Annotated in this window: 18 protein-coding genes and 3 pseudogenes; 8 read left to right on the forward strand and 13 right to left on the reverse strand. The window is 40.9% G+C overall.

What is annotated here, in order from left to right:
- Positions 1-65 precede the first annotated feature (65 nt).
- The 3 genes from UYI_RS0126710 to tmk all read right to left on the reverse strand — a co-directional run bounded on the left by UYI_RS0126710 (position 66) and on the right by tmk (position 1,858).
- Complete coding sequence (locus UYI_RS0126710) at positions 66-287, reverse strand: hypothetical protein (protein ID WP_016869742.1); 222 nt, start codon at positions 285-287, stop codon at positions 66-68.
- Positions 288-404: 117 nt separating this feature from the next.
- Positions 405-815 carry a response regulator gene (locus UYI_RS35330; protein WP_016869743.1) on the reverse strand — a complete coding sequence of 137 codons (411 nt, stop codon included), beginning with the start codon at positions 813-815 and terminating at the stop codon, positions 405-407.
- 410 nt (positions 816-1,225) lie between these two features.
- The gene (gene tmk / locus UYI_RS0126720; RefSeq protein WP_016869744.1) at positions 1,226-1,858 is read right to left on the reverse strand and encodes a dTMP kinase; all 633 of its coding nucleotides are present in this window, start codon (positions 1,856-1,858) and stop codon (positions 1,226-1,228) included.
- A gap of 351 nt (positions 1,859-2,209) precedes the next feature.
- Between tmk and UYI_RS0126725 the strand changes: the two genes are divergently transcribed.
- The 4 genes from UYI_RS0126725 to UYI_RS0126740 all read left to right on the forward strand — a co-directional run bounded on the left by UYI_RS0126725 (position 2,210) and on the right by UYI_RS0126740 (position 7,670).
- Positions 2,210-4,135, forward strand: a complete 1,926-nt coding sequence (locus UYI_RS0126725) for a sensor histidine kinase (RefSeq protein ID WP_016869745.1) — start codon at positions 2,210-2,212, stop codon at positions 4,133-4,135.
- 118 nt (positions 4,136-4,253) lie between these two features.
- A complete protein-coding gene (locus UYI_RS0126730; protein ID WP_016869746.1) occupies positions 4,254-4,856 on the forward strand; it encodes a YdcF family protein in 603 nt (200 codons plus the stop codon).
- Between the two features lie 307 nt (positions 4,857-5,163).
- Entirely contained in the window at positions 5,164-6,381 is a 1,218-nt protein-coding gene (locus UYI_RS0126735) for a PucR family transcriptional regulator (RefSeq protein WP_016869747.1), read from the forward strand.
- Between the two features lie 113 nt (positions 6,382-6,494).
- Complete coding sequence (locus UYI_RS0126740; protein ID WP_235148028.1) at positions 6,495-7,670, forward strand: glycosyltransferase family 4 protein; 1,176 nt, start codon at positions 6,495-6,497, stop codon at positions 7,668-7,670.
- 210 nt (positions 7,671-7,880) lie between these two features.
- Here the strand turns inward: UYI_RS0126740 and UYI_RS0126745 are convergent, their stop codons facing one another.
- The 8 genes from UYI_RS0126745 to UYI_RS0126780 all read right to left on the reverse strand — a co-directional run bounded on the left by UYI_RS0126745 (position 7,881) and on the right by UYI_RS0126780 (position 16,824).
- Positions 7,881-8,375, reverse strand: coding sequence for a pentapeptide repeat-containing protein (locus UYI_RS0126745; RefSeq protein ID WP_016869749.1), 495 nt, complete (start codon positions 8,373-8,375; stop codon positions 7,881-7,883).
- Positions 8,376-8,902: 527 nt separating this feature from the next.
- The gene (locus tag UYI_RS0126750; protein WP_026086194.1) at positions 8,903-9,472 is read right to left on the reverse strand and encodes a general stress protein; all 570 of its coding nucleotides are present in this window, start codon (positions 9,470-9,472) and stop codon (positions 8,903-8,905) included.
- Positions 9,473-10,481: 1,009 nt separating this feature from the next.
- Positions 10,482-12,749: an FdhF/YdeP family oxidoreductase gene (locus tag UYI_RS0126755; RefSeq protein ID WP_016869751.1), complete on the reverse strand. Its 2,268-nt coding sequence runs from the start codon at positions 12,747-12,749 to the stop codon at positions 10,482-10,484.
- Between the two features lie 22 nt (positions 12,750-12,771).
- Positions 12,772-13,164 carry a response regulator gene (locus UYI_RS0126760; RefSeq protein ID WP_016869752.1) on the reverse strand — a complete coding sequence of 131 codons (393 nt, stop codon included), beginning with the start codon at positions 13,162-13,164 and terminating at the stop codon, positions 12,772-12,774.
- A 267-nt stretch (positions 13,165-13,431) separates the two neighbouring features.
- Positions 13,432-13,701, reverse strand: a complete 270-nt coding sequence (locus UYI_RS33485; RefSeq protein ID WP_016869753.1) for a response regulator — start codon at positions 13,699-13,701, stop codon at positions 13,432-13,434.
- A gap of 931 nt (positions 13,702-14,632) precedes the next feature.
- On the reverse strand, positions 14,633-15,109 hold the full coding sequence (locus UYI_RS0126770) for a bifunctional alanine racemase/tRNA (adenosine(37)-N6)-threonylcarbamoyltransferase complex ATPase subunit type 1 TsaE (RefSeq protein WP_016869754.1): 477 nt from the start codon (positions 15,107-15,109) through the stop codon (positions 14,633-14,635).
- Between the two features lie 91 nt (positions 15,110-15,200).
- Positions 15,201-15,476, reverse strand: a complete 276-nt coding sequence (locus tag UYI_RS36025; RefSeq protein WP_035139043.1) for a hypothetical protein — start codon at positions 15,474-15,476, stop codon at positions 15,201-15,203.
- A complete protein-coding gene (locus UYI_RS0126780; protein ID WP_016869756.1) occupies positions 15,454-16,824 on the reverse strand; it encodes a gluconeogenesis factor YvcK family protein in 1,371 nt (456 codons plus the stop codon). The genes UYI_RS36025 and UYI_RS0126780 overlap by 23 nt, the downstream gene beginning before the upstream one ends.
- A gap of 269 nt (positions 16,825-17,093) precedes the next feature.
- Here UYI_RS0126780 and ruvC point away from each other — a divergent pair, with 269 nt between their 5' ends.
- Positions 17,094-17,585: a crossover junction endodeoxyribonuclease RuvC gene (gene ruvC / locus UYI_RS0126785; protein WP_016869757.1), complete on the forward strand. Its 492-nt coding sequence runs from the start codon at positions 17,094-17,096 to the stop codon at positions 17,583-17,585.
- 33 nt (positions 17,586-17,618) lie between these two features.
- Positions 17,619-17,909, forward strand: a pseudogene (locus UYI_RS0126790) (aquaporin); the annotation flags it as partial.
- A 991-nt stretch (positions 17,910-18,900) separates the two neighbouring features.
- Here UYI_RS0126790 and UYI_RS0126795 read toward each other — a convergent pair.
- On the reverse strand, positions 18,901-19,566 hold the full coding sequence (locus UYI_RS0126795) for a response regulator transcription factor (protein WP_016869759.1): 666 nt from the start codon (positions 19,564-19,566) through the stop codon (positions 18,901-18,903).
- Positions 19,563-20,474: pseudogene (locus UYI_RS33495) on the reverse strand (sensor histidine kinase); the annotation flags it as partial. The pseudogene UYI_RS33495 and the gene UYI_RS0126795, both read right to left, overlap by 4 nt.
- Before the next feature lie 23 nt (positions 20,475-20,497).
- Between UYI_RS33495 and UYI_RS40295 the strand changes: the two are divergent.
- Together UYI_RS40295 and UYI_RS35340 are read left to right on the forward strand one after the other, a co-directional pair.
- Positions 20,498-20,554, forward strand: a pseudogene (locus UYI_RS40295) (hypothetical protein); the annotation flags it as partial.
- 153 nt (positions 20,555-20,707) lie between these two features.
- Complete coding sequence (locus UYI_RS35340; protein ID WP_016869761.1) at positions 20,708-22,105, forward strand: glycosyltransferase; 1,398 nt, start codon at positions 20,708-20,710, stop codon at positions 22,103-22,105.
- Positions 22,106-22,117 lie beyond the last annotated feature (12 nt).

A 22,117-nucleotide genomic window follows, 5' to 3' on the forward strand; every position in this document is an offset into this window, starting at 1 on the left:
GAAAAAAAGCGATCGCATCTACAACTGCAAGGTAATCTCAAGTTTTGAATTACACCAAATAAAACCTAAACTTGCTCTGTATCTTGATAAAGTACTTCAAATTCATCTTGGGGTAATGATACTATAATAGACTCCGAAGTATAATCTACTCGAATCAGCCAGCGTCCTGTTGGGCGGCCATTTGAAAGTAATTCTTCACCACAAACTACTCCCAATTTTCCTGCTACATATGATGGATGCAGAACAAGGACTTTTTGTGTTATCAATGGTTGTCGAGACTTTAGCATTACCTCAATTTCCTCATCCACACTACGATACTAAAACTTATGCATCTTGATCATAAAATTTATTCAAAATAGCTGCAAAGCTTTATTGTCTGAATTTTAGTCCGAATAAATAAATCATTATTTTAATTCTTTTTTTTCAGAAAGACTGGCAACTACTTTTACTAATCTATCCGGAGCAATAGGTTTGGTGAGATGTGTCTGAAAACCTGCATTGAGTATCAGGATATCTTCATCATCTCTCAAGGAACTAGTGACAGCAATAGCCGGAAGAAATCTACCGATTTCTTCACGGGAGCGAACCTTCTGTATTAATGAATAGCCATTGCCATCTGGTAAATTAATGCTGCTAATCAAGATATTTGGTTTCATATATTCAAGTGCTAAGAGTGCTTCGCTAATTGCTGTCACAACTATAACGCCTGCTCCAGCATCTTGCAGTACAAAAGCAAACAGTTCTGCTGTATCAGGCTCGTTCTCTACTAAAAGTATCTGTAAACCATTGAGTGTGTTAAATTCATTTGAGAGCATCAACCTGTCCAAATATTTCTGATAATAGTGTTTATAAAAGTTTTAACCAATTTGTTTTATGGTTGTTAAAATCATAAAGTTACTTTTGATTAGTGAATAGCTAGTCAATGTGTTCCGTGATCTATAAATATATATTAACTAGCTAAAATCAAAGATTATCGTCAAAATAAAAACTACGAATCTATCTGTATGATTATTAGGAAAGTTAATATTGTTAAATAATTCTGTAGCAGTAACTACAACGAATAAATTCTAATGAAATCAGAATTATTTAAGGCTCTCACGAGGATCTCTAAAAAGCATTTAGCGAATACAATTTGTCATTCTATCCCAAACAACGATCTAAACAAATTCTTCTGTAATCCGCTAGGTAGAGGGTATAAATTTTCCGGGCAAAATGTGAAATGGGATTACATAATTTTAAGCCTTTGAGTTAAAACATCTTGAATTTGTTTTTGTACCATCTCTACACTGGCACTAGCATCTATACGTACAATTCGGTGTGGTTCGGTTGTAGCTAATTCTGCATATCCTTGTTGGATGCGACGATGAAAGGCAATTGCTTCTTGTTCGATGCGGTCTAGCGCTGTGGATGTCCCACATTTGCGGGTTAATCCGACCTCAACATCAAGATCAAGCCATAGGGTAATATCACTTTCTAAGCCATCGGTGGCAATGCTGTTAAGCTTATGAATTAAACTCATATCTAGACCGCGACCATAACCTTGGTAAGCAATGGTAGAGTCAGTGTAGCGATCGCATAATATAATTTTCCCAGCTGCAAGATTTGGTCTGAGTTCTTCTTCCACGTGTTGCGAGCGGTCAGCAGCGTATAACAATAATTCTGTTCGATCAGCGATCGGCTGATCAGGTGACTTTTCTAGTAACAAGCGCCTCAGATGCAAGCCTAAAGGAGTTCCCCCCGGTTCACGAGTCACTACCACAGAGATACCCAGGCTTTGCAACCACTTACTACAAAGTTGTATCTGAGTTGTTTTGCCGCAACCCTCTACCCCTTCAAATACGATTAATTTACCATTCATTTCGCTGTACCGATTTTTACCTACGTGCTTTATTAGGCTAGCAGGTTGTTGCTCAAACCTGAAATTTGGTGAACTAGTAGTATCATTTTGGATTTTGAATTATTGATATCTGTCTTGAAAGTGGGTGTGGGGTGTAGGAGGAGTCAAATTTTCATGCCCTCGTTGTGGGCATAATTGCCGGGGGTCTTGCACCCTCGGATTATGATTGTAGTTTTTCAGCCAAATAGTAATTTTATCTACCCTTGTGCCCTCTGCCTTTTTCATTGCGGAAATCAACCTAATCATACAGATATATACAAACCAGCCTTTGTGCCTACTAACTACTAACTATCAACTGCTATCACCTCAGCTATGTTTAGCCACGCCAATTTACTCAAATTACGAGATTTATGCGGTATTTGGAAATATCGATCGCAGCACAAAAAACAATCACCCAGGTTAACAGCGTCATTGCTTCTGGCTAGCACAACTTTAGCAATCGCGATCATTGGTGTTGCCAGCTATAAAGTAGTGCGAGAGATAATCCTCAAGCAACTTCAAGAAAAAGTACTTTTAGAAGTTCGGCAAGGAACCAATGAGATCGATCAATGGTTGGCAACTAGTTCCAGTGAAGTCCAGACTATAGCTAATACAGATATTGTGCGTTCCTTAAACTGGTCAGTGATGGAACCATATTTGCAGGCGGAAGTGAAGCGAATTAATAAGTTTTTTGTAATTGGAGTTACTTATCCAGATGGTTTTTATTATACTACTCAGCTAGGTAAAACTAACAAGAAAAATAATGATCGCGATTTTGTGAAAAAAGCATTGGCAGGGCAAGTCAATATTTCCGATCCTTTCATGGGTCGTGCTAGTAAAACTCCGACAATTGCGATCGCTTCCCCCATTCGCCAAAGTTACGATCCTGCTAGTCCTCCGATCGCAGTCATATTTGGTAGCTTAAATGTAAATCGTGTAACTCAAGTAGTTAATAGACTTAATTATGGTAAAGGCAGTTACGCCTTTGCACTTAATTCCCAAGGACAGGCAATCATTCATCCTAACCCAGAATTGATGTTCATAGCAGAAAAACCTGCTCCTAGCTTCCTCAAGTCAAGTGATGCTAATCTAGCTGCGATCGCTTCTCAGATGGTGAACCGCAAGCAAGGAATTGAACTTATTTCTATTGATGGCACAAACAAATATGTTGCCTATGTCCCTCTCAAACAAGCGAATTGGTCAATAGCCCTAGTGATTCCCCGTGAAAATATAGAATCACAGCTGCAAGCATTGAACTTACTTGCTTCCATACTAGGTGGACTACTACTGGTTGCTGCAATTTTTGCTTGGCGACAAATAAAACTATCAGAACAAGCACAATCACAAGTAATTCTACTCAGTCAACAACAAAAGACTCTGCAACAGCAAGCGCAAGAACTGAAGCAAACCCTACTGGAATTACAACAAACTCAGACTCAGTTAATTCAGACAGAAAAAATGTCTAGTTTGGGTCAATTAATCGCAGGAGTAGCACACGAAATCAACAATCCAGTCAGTTTTATCTACGGTAATCTTACCCACGCTAATGAATATACCCAAGATTTATTGAGATTACTGCAACTTTATCAACAGTACTATCCCGAACCAGCACCAGAAATTCAAGATGAAATAGAAACCCTTGAGATCGATTTTTTAATGGCAGACTTACCTAAGTTACTGACATCGATGAAAGTTGGTGCAGACAGAATTAAACAAATTGTTTTATCTCTACGAAACTTTTCCCGCTTAGATGAAGCAGAAATGAAAGCGGTGAATATTCATGAAGGTATCGACAGTACATTAATGATTTTAGAGCATCGCCTCAAAGCCACATCTGAACGTCCAGCCATAGAAGTGATTAAAGAATACGGCGAACTTCCACCAGTAGAATGCTTTGTTGGACAACTCAATCAGGTATTTATGAATATTCTTACCAATGCGATCGATGCTGTAGAACAATCATCTGAAATATTGACTAAACCCCAGATTCGCATTGCCACCAGACTCAATGACAATCAACATGTAACAATTCGCATTGCTGATAACGGTGTTGGTATTGCAGAAAGTATTCAAAAGCAGCTATTTGACCCTTTTTTCACAACTAAACCTGTTGGGAAAGGTACGGGTTTAGGTTTATCTATTAGTTACCAAATTATTACAGAAAAACATGGGGGACAATTGAAGTGTATTTCTGCAATTGGTGAAGGAACAGAATTTGTTATTACTATTCCTCTGCATCAAACTAAGGCGCAGGTGTAGGGGCAGAGAGAGTCACCTGAAAGCAGGATGACAAGCATAACCCCCAAGAGTGATATTAATGTTTGATAAAAAAGGCAAAGAACAGACAGCAGAAGATTTCAGTTAACGAATTATGTTCATGAGTGACAAAATGAAAAAGCCATGTCTGGCGATCGTTTTACTTAGTCTTGTGCCTGGAATTCTGCCAATACTCGCAACAATTGCATTGAGTATCTATGTTTACAGCAGCAAAACCAGAGTTACTAGTGCTGATGCAGCTATTGTTTTAGGGGCCGAAGTGTGGGGAGAAAAACCTTCACCAGTTTTTCGAGAACGAATTAACCACGCAATTAATCTCTACAAATGTGGCAAAGTTCACAATATCATTTTTACTGGTGGAATTGGTAAAAATAAAGAAATCGCCGAGGCAACTGTTGGCAAACGCTATGCAATGGCACATGGAGTCGAAAAAGCAAATATTTTAACCGAAACTGCTTCTCAAAACACTCAGCAGAACCTCATGTACGCAAAGAAGATTGCATTGTCTCAGCATTTATCCAAGTTTCTCATTGTTAGTGATCCCTTGCATTTGAAACGAGCAGTATTAATGGCGCAAGATTTAGGAATGGATGCATATCCATCTGCAACACCAACAACTCGTTATCGAAGTTTCACAAGTAAGCTTAAGTTTCTTCTCAGAGAAACGTGTGGTTATTTCGTTTATCTTTTACTGAGACTGTAATTGTACTTCTTATTACACCCCTACACCCCTACACCCCTCTATCCTACGAACTAAAAACCTTAACTGAACGGTATTTGTCGAGAAAATCCCTATACTTAAGTTTGTTAGCAAAATTACTCAATACAATTACAACTTAAGAAAGATGCTTTTCTATCTAAACTTTAGTTAGCTGTTCATAGCTATATTTCATAAATATTTTCCAGCAAATTCCTTCAGATATTACTGGTTTGATTATGGTTATTTTTTATACTTAAGTGCTAGCCTTTTTGTCATAAGTGAATTTGACAGTAACCTTGAGTTTTATTAAATGAAAGCCTTATTGAACACTACTACACAATTTGAGCAAGTCGCCACAATAGTTGCAGAACGTGTAGCACAGCTATTGTGTGCGGAAGTTTTTGTCTTAGACCAAGATGCTTTTGTGATTGCTAGTAGCAACCCTAAGTTAATTAAGTCTTCTTTCAACTATATCTATAAAGAAATTGCTTTTAACTACTTGCGAGTACCCTTGTCATTTAATACACAAGTTGGTGAAGTCATTGTTTGTAAACCGCACAATGGCGAAGTAATTTCTTCCCGTTTGGTGCAGGAACTAGTAGAACTAGTCATTAGTCAAACTACAGTAATTGATACATTGCTTAATCAACACCAGTTAAAGGATAAGTTTATCTACGATCTACTTCATGGTTTTATTAATGAAGAAACAACAGTTATTCGCTATAGCAAACTTTTGGGAATAGATTTAGCTCCGCCCCGTGCAGTTATTTTAATTAGTGCTGCTGATTCCATAAGCAAGAATGATTTTTTCCATCAAATTCAGCCGGAAAAGATTCAGGTAGAGATACGGCGATGGGCAAACCAAGTGATTCGTAGTGTTGTTAGCTTTTTCCATCTTCCTAAAGACACAATTTGTGCCTATATTGGTAATGGTGAGGTAGCTGTTCTGAAGGCAAGTGATACAAAAAACTTGCGTAGCTGGGCAAATCACGGTGATATACCAGAGCAATGTAGTTCTTCTTGGGCAAATCTCACAGCTTTGAAGCGCGCGGCTAGAGCCTTATTGACTTACTTGCAGGATGAAACAGGTATGTCACTCAACATTGGGATTGGTCGCTATCACCCAGGAATTCGGGGGCTTGCCCAATCCTATGAAGATGCACGCGCTGCCTTGTCCCTTGGCTGTCGTTTTGGCGATCGCAACCAAGTACATTGTTTAGATGGATTGGGAATTGCTGCCTTTGTCGGTGTTGGGGATGAGCAAACAAAAATAGAATTAGCTGCCTATTTGCTCAGTCCCCTTAACCATGAACCAGAACTGCTTGTTACCCTTGATACTTTCTTTGCTGAAGACTGCTGTCTGTCTTCTACAGCTAATCGGCTTTCTATCCACAGAAATACCTTGAGTTATCGATTAGATAAAGTTAACTTGCTAACCGGGCTTAACCCCCGTCATTTCGATGACGCGGTACAAATTCGTTTGGCTTTGCTGCTGCGGAAACTAAGCATTTCTGCGAGAGGGGGATAGGGGAGTGTGGGGGGCTAGGGGTCTCCACTTTGTGGGGTTGGGGGGCAATGGGGAGTGTGAGGAGGTGAACAGCAGTGAACAACTACTAACTACTAACCACCAACCACTAACCAATGTACCAGACGTGCCATGGCACGTCTGGTACAACAACCAACAACCAACCATCAACAACCAACAAATCATTAACTATGCGGGTTGTAACATATACAGACTCTGCTGGGATTGGGGGAGCGGAAATCAGCCTTGGACACTTAGTGACCAATGTATCTAATGAAATTGATGTAACGGTGGTTGGAACTTGCCAATTAGTGGTGGATAAAATAGCTGCTAAAAGACCACAAGCAAAGCGAGTGATATTGCCTGCTACCGGAGTAAAATCCCTCACAGCACATCTACAAGCCCTGCATTATCTTTCTCCCGACATCTTACACATCAATACCTGCACCCCTTGGGAGTGTGCCATGGGTTTATTTACTGCGCTCACTTTACCAAAAGCACGGGTGGTGCGTGTTGACCAACTACCACTACGCACTACAGATGTGATCAAGCTATGGCGTACTAGAATGCTGTCGCTGCGAGTAGATGCCCATGTCGCAGTGGGTGAGGCAAGTGCCAGACAAATGGAGGACTTTTACGCTCTCGGTCGTGGTACATTAATTTCCATCCCCAATTGTGTACCAGATAACCCTTGCCCATCTCCTGTATCTCCTAGCCGTGGGAAGTATTTAGTTATTGGCTGCGTTGGCAGACTGGATGCTATGAAGGGTCACGATTTGCTGATCCAAGCAATTGCCCAACTAGAAGGAGTACAAGTAGTTATCTTGGGTGAAGGTGGGCAACGTACAGCACTGAAAAAACTAGCAGGTGACTTAGGAGTAAGCGATCGCATTTCCCTTCCTGGGTGGGTAGATAATCCCCGCAATCATCTAACGCAGTTTGATATTTTTGCTATGCCCTCTAGATCCGAAGGTTTTCCCCTAGCAATTGTAGAAGCAATGCTAGCAAGCCTACCTGTGGTTGCTACTCGTGTGGGTAGTGTTGCGGAAGCGGTGATTGATGGCAAAACAGGGTTCTTGGTTAACAAGAATGATGTTGAAGGGCTTGCTGTAGCCCTGCGAAAGTTGCGAGACAATCCAGCACTACGTTTGCGCTTTGGTCAGTGTGGGCGAGAGGTAGCACTACGTCAGTTTACTGTTGATGTCATGGTTAAGCGTTATGAGCAGTTGTGGTATAAGTTATTAGCTTCGCCCCAGCGTCCGAGGTTGCTAATTCCCCAGCCCAAGGAGTAAAGCTAGGATATAAGAATTCTGTGCTTTCAATCAGGTAAATTGTAGACGCCCAGAGGCTATGTGGTTCGCTAACATAAATGTCTCTGGGTGGGAAGGGACTAATTAATTTTTCTGGTGTTTATATGAAACTTACCTTGCTATACCCTTACACCCAATTTCAAGTTAGGCTTCTTCTCTAAAGGCGCAAAGCTTTGCGCCTGTATACTACCGCTAACTACACTCTAAAGATTCTCTGGTAGACACACCAGTTTTAGAATTTACACCACTTGCCCTAGCACAGAGTTTTTTCAATTCTGGCCCATCTAAAACTGCGTTGGTGAAATCAGTACCTGTGATGTCAACATTATCAAAAGTAGAATAGAGCAACATGGTGTCTGTAAAAATTGCATCACTTAAATCAGCATCCCGGAAATCAACTAGATAGGCGATACCATTGGTAAAATCTGCACCATGTAAATTTGCTTTTTCTAAATAGGCACTGTTAAAAACAGCACCACGTAAATCAGCGTTACTAAAATTAGCTTTATCCAGTTTCACCTTGGTAAACTCTTCACGGATTAAGGTTTGACCAGAAAAATCTGCGTTACTCATTTGTTTATAGCCTGCAAAACGGCTACTAGAAGATTTTGCTGCTTCTGCTGATAGGGGAAACAACAGCAGTACCATAGCTAAGATAAAGACAGCTAAGACTCGCCAAGGTTTCATAATGCTAACTTAATAAATCTCAATACTTCACAATTAATTATTAAACATTACCGTGAAGTTATTGTGGGGAATGGGAAGCTTGAAAATGAGTGTAATATCAACTTCGGCTAATTGCTGACAATATTATGCTTTGCTGTTGGGTATCGAGCATTGGGCATTGAGCATGGGAAAATCATCAGTATCTTAATTACCCTTACGGGTTCGCGCTTACGCTCATGGGGGACTCACCGGCCCCCACTCCCCTTAGGGGTTGGGGGAGGGAACCCCCCTTGGGGCGCGCTGGCTCACCAATTACCTATTATCTATTACCAACTCACGCAACAGTATAAGTATTCAAGCGAACATGATATAAGGGTGTATGGCAATCCTATCTAATTTGTAAGAATTGCAAAGCCTAAATCCCCGGCAACTCTTACGAAGCCGGGGATATTGCCTTTCACAAATAATTTAGGAATGCGCTATAGCAGGGTGTACTCTATCTAGATGCAAAGTGCTGTCAGTAGATAAGATAGACGTATAATACGAGCCTAGTCTACACTACCTTGTTCAGGTTGTGGGGAATCATAAATACCCCAATATTCAATATTGCGTTCCCTCAGTATAGTTTCAGCACGATGAATTTCATCATCTGTACCATCTACGATAACCAAATAATTTCCTTGCTGTAGGCGATCGCTATAAACTCTGGCTCGTTCTTCAGGAATTCCAAGGCCAGTTAGTGCCTGAACTAAATTATTAGTTGTTGCTGCACTGACAGCCACACCTGCAACACTAGTAACTAATGCCACACCAACCGAACCTGCTGCTAGTACAGCTCCGATTCCAGGAAGCGCCAAGCTGCTAAGACCAACTAATACACCACCCAAAGTGGCGCTGCTAAGAGCGTCTCCAACTGCTCCAGTTGTATCTACATTTTGATTACCGATGCGATCGCTCGTTTGCACACTACCAACTTGTTGACCTTGATCTATATCTTTGGCAATAACAGATACTTTTTCCATTGAAAAGCCAGAAGCTTTTAATTCATGAAGTGCTTGCTCAGCTTGTTCACGCTTGGAAAATACTCCAATAGCACTTTTAGGATTTTTATTACTCATATTTTCCATGTAAATCCATTAAGAAAAATTTAGTTTAGTATTTCAAATTAATTTTCTAATAATTTCATCCTAACATTAATTCTAAAAATAGAGGAGAAAAAGTCTGTTTTAGACTTCACTCCTCGTTCATCACTTTGGACACCAATTATCAATTGATAACAGGCTTGACTTTACCTCAAATTTAATTATATTCAAATTAATAGTTAAGTCTCATCCAACTAAAGATATAAACGATGTTAAATAGTTAAGTGTTGGCATATACAAAATTAATTGATTGAAGTAAATCTTAGTAGCAATAAATTTTTTGTGATAAATTCTATAGTATTCCTAAATCACTTGTGAGAGACAAGAACCTCGACAAATTTCACGAAGTTGGGGTTCTGGACTTTGCTATTCTCACACATATAGGATTGCTATAGTCATTAAGTTGTAATCACCTGTATCTATATTATTTCTGGCTACTGCTCTGTTGAAGAGATTTATTGCAAAAACATCGTTATTTACAAAGTTAAGTGACAAACTACTCAAAGATCAAAAATAATTTGTCTAAACTACTTCTTTAGATAGCTGCTATTTAAATTAGGTAATTTTATAGTATATATATTTATAAGAGCAAAACCTCTCTTTAAGCAGCTACTTAAATTTGCCTCAGGAATACTGGGGCATTTTTATTTATATTTATAATTTTTGTGAGTAATTTTTTGTGATTCAATATATAACTTATCTTAACATTAATGCCTACTTTTGATATAAAAAACTTAACCACAAGTATTTAAAATTGAAATTGAAATTAATTATTTATTAATAACTTTTGTGAGCAAAATCAAAACTAATATGATTAGATTAGTCTGATAAAAGTTAGTTCTAAATATTTTTTGTAGGAAGTAAAAATATCGCTGGGAAAAAACCAAACTATGTTAACAAAGATGAACTAGGCTAAAACCCTCTTCACTCCTGCCTTCTGCCTCCTGCCTTATCCCAACAATAAATATTCACGCCAACCTACTTATCAATAACATTCGTGAAGAGAACTTTGATCCCTAATTTCCAATCGCACCACAGCATTATAATCTGGTACACCTTCGCGCGATCGCTTGCCTTTATCTAGCAACACATTTCCCTCTGGCCAGTGAATCTGTAAATTACCAGGCTGAATAGGCGCAATATAAACTCTACCCTGAAACTCTCCCAACTCATTTTTGAGAATCACCGCATCCCCTGCTTTCAAACCCAATCTATTTGCATCCGTAGCATTCATTAACACTGCTTCCCGGAATGCACCAGTAATGGCATCTTTGGGTTCTTGTACCATACTGTTGAATTGTTTACCCCGGCGGGTTGCCACTAAAAAACAATCTGCTGGTAAAGGATCATTGCTATGCACTCCCACAGTTGGGGATAATGGTGCAAAATGTGCTTTGCCATCTACTGTAGGGAAATTCCAGCCAAAGCACAGATGCGAACCACCATACTGAAATTGGTCGCCTGCTTGCTGCAAGTGTTGAATACCAGCATACTGGGGGATGACTTGGGCAATTTCTTGCCGCATCGCAGCCGTATTCTCAAAATGTAAAGATGCGACATGTCGTGTCTCTACAACGCGCCTTGCTAATTCCATAAACACTTCCCACTCCGGACGTGCTTCACCTATCCTCGGACCAGGAATTTCTGGACTGAAAATGACTCGGCGTTCGGTGCTAGTCTGTGTTACACCTCCAGGAATTTCGTAGCGAGTTGTTGCGGGTAAAAGTACCACAGTATCACTTGGTTCCACCAACATTTGACTAGACAAAACAATGTCCATATGAACTCGCAACGGTACACGCTGGAGGGCATCTTCTACGTAGTCAGGTTCTGGCAACACTTCCAAGAAATTTCCACCTACAGAGAACAAAACATCTAGTTGGCTGTTGTATGCAGCATCGATCATCTCTGGGGCAATTAAACCCTTACTTGTAGGCACTGCAAACCCCCAAAGCTGGCTTAACTGGGCAGCATTTTCGGGACTTATCGGTTTACCACCAGGAAACACAGTTGCGTAACACCCCATCTCCGCACCACCCTGCACCCCAGAGTGGCCGCGAATTGGCATCAAACCGCATCCTTCCCGGCCAACAAAGCCCTTAGTCAGAGCAAGATTAATAATAGCTCTAACATTATCTTCACCACATTCATGCTGTGTAATGCCCATACTCCATACAAACACAGCTTTTTGGGCTTCCCCCACCATTTTGGCAAAGGCGTACATCTGCTCGCGAGTACTGCCTGAAAGTTTCTCTAACTCTTCCCAAGATTGATTGGCAATAGTTGCTTTTAGTTCTGCAAAACCAGTGGTGTAGCGGTTAATAAACGACTCGTCTACCCAACCATTGGCAATCATATGCTTGATGACGCCATTTAAAAATGCTATGTCGCCACCCATGTTTACCAAAAAGAAATCTTCGGCAAATTTAGTACCAAACAAAGCACTTTCAGGAATAGAGGGAACCCAGTAACGTTCCATTCCTGGTTCGCGGTAGGTGTTAATGACAACTATTTTTGTACCTGCTTTCTTGGCGTAATGTAGATATTTGACGGTTACAGGCTGATTATTAGCGACATTTGAGCCGATGAAGACTAATAAATCAGTACCCACCCAGTCTTTATAAGAACAGGTAGTCGCACCTACACCCAATGCTGCTTTCAGTCCGGCGGTACTAGGAGAATGACAAATACGGGCAGCATTATCAATATTATTTGTTCCCATCGCCCGCACGGCTTTTTGGGTGGCGTAGTAAGTTTCGTTAACAGTGCCACGACTAGTAATGTAGAAACTGAGGCGGTCTGGTGTAGTAGCACGAATACGAGTAGCAATTACATCTAAAGCCTCATCCCAGCTAACTCGACGGAAACCTTTTTCGCCACATCGGCGGATCATAGGATAAGGGAGACGTCCTAATTCTCGTAGTTCAGAACTTTTGTGCATCTGTAGCTGTCCCACATCTGCCAATAAATTAGGGTCAAAGGCTGGCATTGTGTTCATACGTAATAACCGCAGTCTGACATTACATAGATGTATTCCATCTAACGTCCAATCTTGCATTCCGGTTGTACCTAAAGCGCAACCGTCACAAACTCCCTGATTAAGAATATTCCAAGCATAGGGTAAGCGATCGCGCGACAACCAAATCGCTCGAAATACCTCCCAATAGTTATTTGGATACTGTTCTCCAATGCCAAATGGTTTCCAACTTGCCCAGTTCGACGGTGTCCAACGCTTTTTCGGTTTCCGCAACATAACCCTGGATGCAATAATTAGTTCATTGTAAAATCGCTTGGACTTGAGCTAACAGAGTCTCAGGGTCAACAGGTTTACGAATAATTCCATCCACCCTTACTTTACACTCCTCTTCGACAAGTCCTTGTTCGTGTGCTGTAATCAGTATAATAGGCAGAGATTGGCAATCAGGGTTTTGTTGAACACGAAAAGCAACTTCGTACCCATTCATCCCTGGCATCATCACGTCCAGTAGAAGCAAATCAAAAGTTTCTACTTCAATTTTGGCAAGCGCCGCCTCTCCAGAATTTACTGTGTCAACGGTATAACCCTCCAGTTCTAAAATCATTTGGAGGAAATAGCAGTTGTCCTCAACATCATCACAGACAAGAATGTGCTTGTTAGCACAGTTTTGCGATGCTCCTCTACCAACCATAGGTTAATTAACACCATAACTATTTTCTTGTCATGTGTACCGAGACAACTACTTTCTTTTCTTCCTACTAAGGATTTACTTGCTGTCTTCCACTCGAGGAATTAACATAACATTAAGTTTGTTTGTAAACCTGACAACAGGATATTTATTGCGGCAACAGGTTTGAGATCACTTTCACCAACTCATCAGGATCAAATGGTTTGACTATACACGTAGAGAACCCCGCCTCCAAAGCAATAGCAGCTGCTTCCTGCTTCACAAGCGCTGTTAAAGAATGGCTGGAATCTGTCCCATCTCTCCTTCGAGGTTTCTGACGTTGCGAATGAATGAATAACCATCCTCATCAGGCATGGCAATATCGCTAATTAAAATATCTGGTTTCCACAGCCGGATCACCTGAAGGGCTTCACAGGTTGATGCTGTCGAACTCACTTGAGCATGATATTGCTCAATAATGAACCTCACTAACTCAAGGGAATCGGCATCGTCATCTACCAGTAGTACCCGCAAACCATCTAGGACTTGTAGGGCTTTCATTTCTGAACAGTTTGTACCACTTTAAAATGGTCGCACAAATTGCCCAGCCAATTGCAACAGCCCTTAAATGTTAGAGCGATCGCTCTACATATTTAATTCCTCTAGAGTGAGAAGCTGGCAAGGTTTTTGTATGAAATCAAGGAGTTAGCTTTATTTATACAGCCATACTTACTACTAACCTTTGATTTAAAAAAGCTTTATTTATATGTTTTTTGATGAGTTTATCTTATCAAAGATAAGTTTATTTTTTTTGATGTATAAATTATGAACTTTAGTTGGGAAATATAAGCCTATGCATAAGCTAATTAACTTATACATTATGACATAGCTGTTTAACTTTTATCAGCTAAATTTCGGTGTTTCACCATCCGGATTTATTGTCTGAGTTTTGTAGAGAATGAATACGTATAAATCGATATGGTAAAAACCATAAACACCAGGTTATTAGTTTCTGAAAAATAGCATGAGTTGAATTATGTTAATTTTAAACACCGTATTATTGACATTAAAATATAGTTTTATTTTTGCAATTTCTCTAACTGTAATTACTAAAATTATTAGATAAAAGTTACTCACATAAATAGAACATACAGAGAATTCTCAAGACTTAAGGGTAATCATCAAGCTGCTAAAAACTGCTGTAAACACTATGAAAAGTGATTTTTATATAAAAAAACAAAATTTGAAGGCAACCAAGATGATACTAAATTGCTGTTTAAATAAACACATTAGTAAAAGCAAATTGTGATTTATTTACTACATTTTCATTTTTGACAAGTAATCAAGCTGAAGATGAATGTCAAAAAAAGCAGCTGTTAATGCTAAGTTAACTATTTTTGAAAAATTTCTAAATAAATCTAGATAAGAGAGATAACAATGCAATTTGATCCTTCTAGTGAACGTGGTAGTGGTAGATAACAACATTCATACCTCAGCTACCAATATAGTCTTTAAAAACAGCCAAAATTTCTGCACTGATGGTGAAATTACATGAAGTAATCTCAACATGACGATGTCCTTGCTCTTCATGACTCAAATGCAGACTGAGATAACTATATGGTTGATAGGGCATTCTGTCCGCCCATTCAATCGCCACTATTCCTGGCACAACCTCAACACCTTCCCAGTAGGTTTCTAAAGTTAAAGCTGCTACTTCTTGCGGTTCTAGGCGATACAGATCTAGATGATAGAGAGGAAGCCGCCCTGTTGTATATTCATTAATGAGAGTAAAAGTAGGACTGACAATTGGTTCCTTGATGCCCAAGCCTTCGCCAATACCTTGTACCAGAGTAGTTTTACCAGCACCTAAATCACCTTCTAACAAAATCACAGTATTAGCACTCAGGTATTGACCCAGAGTAATACCGAGCGATCGCGTTACCTCAGCATCAGTAAGAAAAAATTTCATAATTTAGTCAAAAGATATTGGTTAGTGGTTAGTGGTTAGTGGTTAGTGGTTGATTGTTGGTTGTTGATTGTTGGTTGTTAGTGGTTAGTGGTTAGTGGTTGATTGTTGGTTGTTGATTGTTGGTTGTTGTACCAGACGTGCCATGGCACGTCTCTACAGTGGTTAGTGGTTTATTACCCGTCATACTCCCCATCACCCCATCACCCCATCTCCCCATCACCCCATCTCCCCATTGCCCCATCTCCCCATCACCCCATCTCCCCATCTCCCCATCTCCCCATTGCCCCATCTCCCCATCTCCCCATTGCCCCATCACCCCATCTCCCCATCTCCCCACCCCAACCTCATCTCGCGTGATGCGCTCCACTGTACCACCGCAATAACACCTTTGCTAATCTTTGGGGATCATGGCGCACGCAACCTGTGTCATCTTCGTGCATGACGTTAGCTAAAACAATCCTTCGCCCTAATTTGGTGACATCTTCGCGATCTAAAAAGACAGGATGGGAGTGTTGTTGTGCGTAACGTATCAGGGCGCGTTCTGAAGGAGATTTTTTGTGTACCAGCACAGCATTAAATAAACGTCTACCACCGCAAGCAGCATCTATTGCCCGAATATGGTCAGCTACACTAAATCCTTGGGTTTCTCCTGGTTGAGTCATGATGTTGCAGACATAAATACAGGGTGCAACTGACGCAGCGATCGCATCAGCAATTTCTGGTACTAAGAGATTAGGAATGACGCTAGTATACAGACTACCAGGCCCCATAATTATATAGTCAGCTTCTTTAATTGCCTTAATTGCCGCAGGCAAAGCAGGTGGATTCACAGGCAGACAACCAATCTTAACAATATTACCTCCAGCTTCGGTAATTTTAGACTCTCCTTCTATGCGACGACCATCAGATAATTCAGCCCACAAACGCACATCACTTAGAGTTGCTGGTAAAACTTGTCCCCGGATAGCAAGTACTTTAGAACTAGCAGCAACTGCCCGTTCCAAATCACCGGTAATTTCGCTCATCGCGGTTAAGAACAAATTACCAAAGCTGTGACCAGTCAAACCATCACCGACTTGAAAGCGATATTGAAACAGTTCTGTGAGTAATTTTTCTTCATCCGCTAAGGCTGCCAAACAATTGCGAATGTCCCCAGGTGGTAAAACACCAAATTCTCGACGCAAGCGCCCAGAAGATCCGCCATCATCAGCGACAGTAACAATAGCAGTAATATTAGCGCTGTAATGTTTGAGTCCTCTTAGTAAAGTAGAAAGTCCTGTACCGCCTCCAATCACAACTATTTTTGGCCCTCGGTATAGTCGGCGATGCGCCAACAGCACGTCTACTAATTCTTCGTCACTATTAGGTCGTAGGACTTCAGTAATTGAACCCACTGTGCGGGTTTGTCCCCAAAGTAGCAACAATAATCCACACAGCAAAACTAGAGGTCCACTAATATAGTTCGGTATGATCTCAGTGATTGCTCCCAGAAAACCCCTCACTAATTCCAGCGCCCAGAAAATCGGTGTTAGCTTAATCCAAATTGCCAACCCCAGAGATGCTAGCAACACACCCCCGATGCTAATTAACAACCAACGTTTCACCGATAGTCCCGGTGACAACCATTTGAACCACTGATTAACTCGGTGGGGAGTGCGACGGCACGACTGCTTTTGTAAAGCGTTAAGGGCTTGTCTGAGAAAACCAATTGACATACCTAAAAAGAAGCGTTGATAAAAACTTAATGATTAACAGAAAATTTACACTACCTGGTTTATACCTTAAATGTCGGATTATTACATTTGTGATTGCACGAAAGGGTGTAAGTCTTTAAAACAGGGGTAAAGATTAATGGATATTTAAAGGAGTTAGTATTGTCCCCCCTACCTTACACTCTTATACCCCTACATAGATTAAAAGCACCCTGTTAAAGTTGCCGATCTGCCCGAGAAAACAAAATTATGGTCGAGTTAATTTGAAATTAATGGAAAAGCGAATTTTAGGATTAGACCCAGGTTTAGCAACCTTAGGATTTGGAACAATTATCTGCAATTCAAGCCAAGCCCAGCAGCGAGATACCACAGTAGATATGTTAGATTTCGGTGTGATTAGTACAGCGGCTGATGCGGAAATGGGGCAGAGGTTACGTACATTGTACGAAGATTTACACACTTTGATTGAGGATTTACAACCTAATTTGGTGGCAATTGAAAAACTATTTTTCTATCGTATGGGGAATACTATCTTAGTTGCTCAAGCCCGGGGTGTCATCATGCTGGTTTTGGCACAACATAATCTTCCGTACTTAGAGTTTACCCCTGCTCAAATTAAACAAGCATTAACAGGGTACGGCAATGCAGAAAAATATGAAGTTCAACAAGCCGTAGCGCGAGAGTTAAATTTAGATTATGTTCCTCGTCCAGATGATGCCGCAGATGCTTTGGCAGTCGCTTTGACGGCCTTATTTCAGTATTGATGATAGTAGATTGCTCTCAAAAGCGATCGCTATCAGGGTTTTGCACTGATTGCCATTGGTATGGCACTGACACTAATTCATTTGATTAGCATTCCCATAACTAATACATCGGTGAATCCTGCTCGTAGTACTGGTCCTGCGCTTTTTGCTGGTGTAGAAATGTTTAGGCAAGTGTGGATGTTTTGGGTAGCTCCTATTTTAGGCGCAATCTTGGCAGGCTTGTTTTATTCAAGCGCTTTAGGTGAATCAGGAGCGCAAGTTGTAGGTGAGGCAGAATCTGGCTCTTCAAGAGATATAGGTGAGGGGGGTTATTCGCGACGATAGTACGTGAAGTGGAGTAAGAAGGATAAACAGTAAAAATATATCACCAGAGTGCCATGAAGTGCTATTTGGTCTAATATCAATCCGCGAAAATACGTTTTCTCACTTAAACAAAAAGATGCTTCCAGTCAAAAAGACAAGAAGCATCCAATATCAGTGTTTTGACTTTGGCGACTTCACCATTTACAGTACTATTGTACTATAAACGGTGAATCGCGACTACCAAGTGATAGCAGCAGGTACTTACCCTCTTGTTAAACGGACATGTTCTAGAATTCGCTGTTTGCGATCGTTCGAGTTAGTGTTAAGGGTGGGCCTAATAAAATCGTTAGTACTCCGAGCTAGATGCTCCATGATTCGCTTTTGACGGTCAGATTGCGTAGCCATAATCTAGTGTAAAATACTACTTACTTCTTAGACTTTGGGCTTTAACCAATCATTTGTCTTAGTACAATTTTAGCGAATACTAAAAATAGAATCGGATAATATACTCCTGACATTTAATTATTGAAACTGAGTATTTTTACTCTTTATCTCATGTGCTGCCTTTTTCAAAGAATTGGTATTAGACTTTGAGCTAGCCAATAATGAGAACTACATTATAAGAAAGTTAATATTATTAAGGCCCTTACCAATTAAAAATGACAACTCACAACTTAGCTTTAATTTGTGCCAACTTAATGTTCATAATCCTTACTTAAGCGACGGTATGGATTCCACCATGCAAAAGTGCGCTCAACAATCCGATGTCTCAGTAACACCTGAATCCTCAGATGAGAAGATTCATTTGTGTTTCTCCCTTAACATTTGTTTATAAACAACCTCTTAGAGAAAAGCTTGTGGAATAACTGCACTTGTTTTTAATTGTTTTCTACTGAACTGCTACTTGAAAGAGTCTTAATAGGGGTTAATAGGGAAATTGATGTTGTGTTCCTTTACTTGTTATCTTTGCTTACGCAAATAAATTAGGATTAAAATTTTCATGAGAACTTTCTTATAAACGTAACCGATAGCCCATACCTCTGACTGTTTCAATGCGATCGCCACCCAGCTTTTTGCGGAGATAACCCACATAAACATCCACAACATTGGTACTGGGGTCATAATCATAACCCCAAGCATGGCTAAGCAGTTGCTGACGGCTGAGGACTTGCCCAGGATGACGCATGAAAGTTTCAGCTAAGATAAACTCTTTAGCTGACAGTTCAATGGCGCGATTGCCTACTTTCATCTGACGTGTACGTAAGTCAAGAACAATGTCACCCAAACGCAGCAACATCTTATCTTCACTTTTGGGCTGATAATCACGTAATCTCAGCCGTACCCTCGCTAAAAGTTCTTCAAATCGAAACGGCTTGGTAACGTAGTCATCTGCTCCTCCCTCCAAACCACTTACTTTGTCCTCTATGGAATCATGAGCAGTGAGAATAATCACAGGTATTTGTTGTCCCTGTCCGCGCAATTCTGACAATACTACCCATCCATCTTTTCCAGGAAGACCAATATCTAAAACCAATAAATCAAATTCACCACTACAAGCCATCAAAATCGCTTGATTACCATCAGACACAACAGTAGTAGTGAACCCATTAGCCTTAAAACCTTTCTCCAAAAAGTTGGCGATGCGAGGTTCATCCTCTGCTATTAAAATTCGGCTCATACAACGACCTTCTTAACTATATTTAAGGGAATTACTATAGTGAAAGTAGCGCCGTCACCTGGACGGCTAAAAAGTTCGACCGAACCACCGTGAGCTTCTGCTATTCTCTTGACAATTGCCAAGCCCAAACCTGCACCATCAGAACGACGGAGATTGTTAGAGCCACGCGCAAAGCGTTCAAAAATGCGTTTTTGGTCAGACAGAGGAATTCCCTCACCCCTATCACGTACCCAGAAACGTGCCTTACCATTTGTGATGGCTGATCCCAGTGCGATCGCATCGCCTTCTTGAGTGTGCTGAGTTGCGTTCATAACTAAGTTTGTAATTGCCTGAGTCAACCGCTGAGGATCAGCCAGAATCTCACCACTAGCCACAGCTTCTAAGCACCAGTCTCGAACAGCCATAGCTTTTGCCTTAGCGTAAACTTCTTCAGTAAGTGAACTTATTTCTACAGTTTTTAACTTTAAAAAATCTGGTCGTTCAGCCTTAGCCAGTAATAGTAAGTCATTAACAAAGCGACTCATACGGTCTAGCTCGTCAGTGACTAGTTGTATTGTTTCCTGTCGTTCTCGAGGATCATCACCCAGTAATTCTAAATGGCCCCGGATAATTGTAATCGGCGTCCGCAATTCATGACTCGCATCATTAATAAAATCTCGTTGGCTAGAAAACGCTGCTTGTAATCTTTGCAGCATCTCATTGAAAGTAATAGTAAGTTCTGCTATTTCACCTGAACCTTTGACAGGTATGCGTCGCATCAGGTCAGATTCACTAATCGAACGAGCAGTTTCAGTTAGTAGACGTAGAGGTATCAGCACCCTTCCAGCAATCACCCAAGCTAATAATGAAGCTACAGTCGCTACAGCAAACGTCACCTTTACCATGACAGTAATCATCTCAGTTAACTCCCATCAAAAATGCCCCGATTTTAATAGATTTATATAGTTGCGATCGCGGTCTTTCTCCCACCTATTGGCAGTCTCAGCAATTTCCACCAGAGTTTCATAGTAAAATTACTGTATTACATGACGGAATTGATACTAATTTCTTTTGCCCAAAGCCAGGGGTAAAACTAGTTATTCCTCGCATCAATCTAGACATATCTCATGCCAAAGAAATTGTTACTTACGTAGCAAGAGGTATGGAACCTTACCGGGGTTTCCCGCAGTTTATTGAAGCAGTCGCCTTACTTCAACAACGACGCCCTCAGTGCCATGTCGTAATTGTCGGAGAAAACCGCGTAGCCTATGGTAAGCCTCTACGTGATGGCAAAACCTATAAAGAAGTGATGCTAGAAAAATACGATCTCGACCTGAGCCGAGTTCATTTTACAGGTTGGCTGCCTTATGAAGAATATCTGCAAGTTTTGCAAGCTTCCTCTGCACATGTTTATTTAACTCGTCCCTTTGTTCTATCTTGGTCAATGCTGGAGGCATTATCCACAGGTTGCTTGGTAGTGGGTTCTAGAACTGCTCCTGTCACAGAAGTAATCCAAGATGGTGTGAATGGACTGTTAGCAGACTTTTTCTCACCGCAGGAAATATGCGATCGCATTCAAGAAGCACTCAATCATCCAGATAAAATGTCTGCAATCCGTGCTAAGGCAAGGGAAACAATTCAGCAGCGCTACGATTTATCGCTGTTGTTACCCCGACATCTGCAATGGATACAGCAGCCAAAAGATCGCAAACTAATTTCCCCGTGGGAAGGCACGAAGTTAGAGTCAGTAATCTCTGTAGAAAACAAGGGATTTGGTGGACGACAAAAACAAGCTGAGAAGTCATCAGCCAAATCTTCAATACTCTTACAAGTTCACAATCAGAAGTTGACAACTCAAGAAATTATTTCCCTCTTGAGCCGATACCAACTGCTACCAAAGCTCCAACAAGAACTCATCATTGACGAAGCGATCGCCTCTGTTACCTGCACAAGCGAAGAACAAGCCAAGTGTTACCAGGACTTCTGTACACAACATCAGTTGACATCAGAGGCTGAACGCCAAGATTGGTTGCAACAACAAGGTATCACAGAAACACAATTTTTAGACCTAGCAACCCGCAACCTGAGAATCGAGAAATTCAAACAAGCTACTTGGGGTAGTCAGCTAGAATCCTATTTTTCTGAGCGCAAGCAGCAACTAGACCAAGTTGTTTACTCCCTAATTCGCACTCGCGATGCAGCTGCTGCTCAGGAACTTTACTTCCGGCTTCTAGAAGATGAACAGCCCTTCGCAGAAATAGCAGCAAAATACTCCCAAGGCTCAGAAGCCCGGACAGGGGGCTTAATTGGCCCAGTATCCATGAGTACACCCCATCCCCATCTAGCTCGAATTCTGGTCGCCAGCCAACCAGGACAGTTATCTGTGCCCACCCGCGTGGGAGAGTGGTGGATCATTGTGCGGCTAGAAAAATACATGCCAGCTCGACTTGATGAGTCTATGCAGCAACAGTTGCTTAATGAACTCTTTGCTTCCTGGTTAAAAGAGCAACTGCAACAACAAGATTCCCAACAACCTGTGGAAGTTAAAAAAACAGCTTAAATTCTTAAACTT

The organism is Fischerella muscicola PCC 7414 (genome assembly GCF_000317205.1).
In the GTDB taxonomy this organism is placed as follows: Bacteria; Cyanobacteriota; Cyanobacteriia; order Cyanobacteriales; family Nostocaceae; genus Fischerella; species Fischerella muscicola.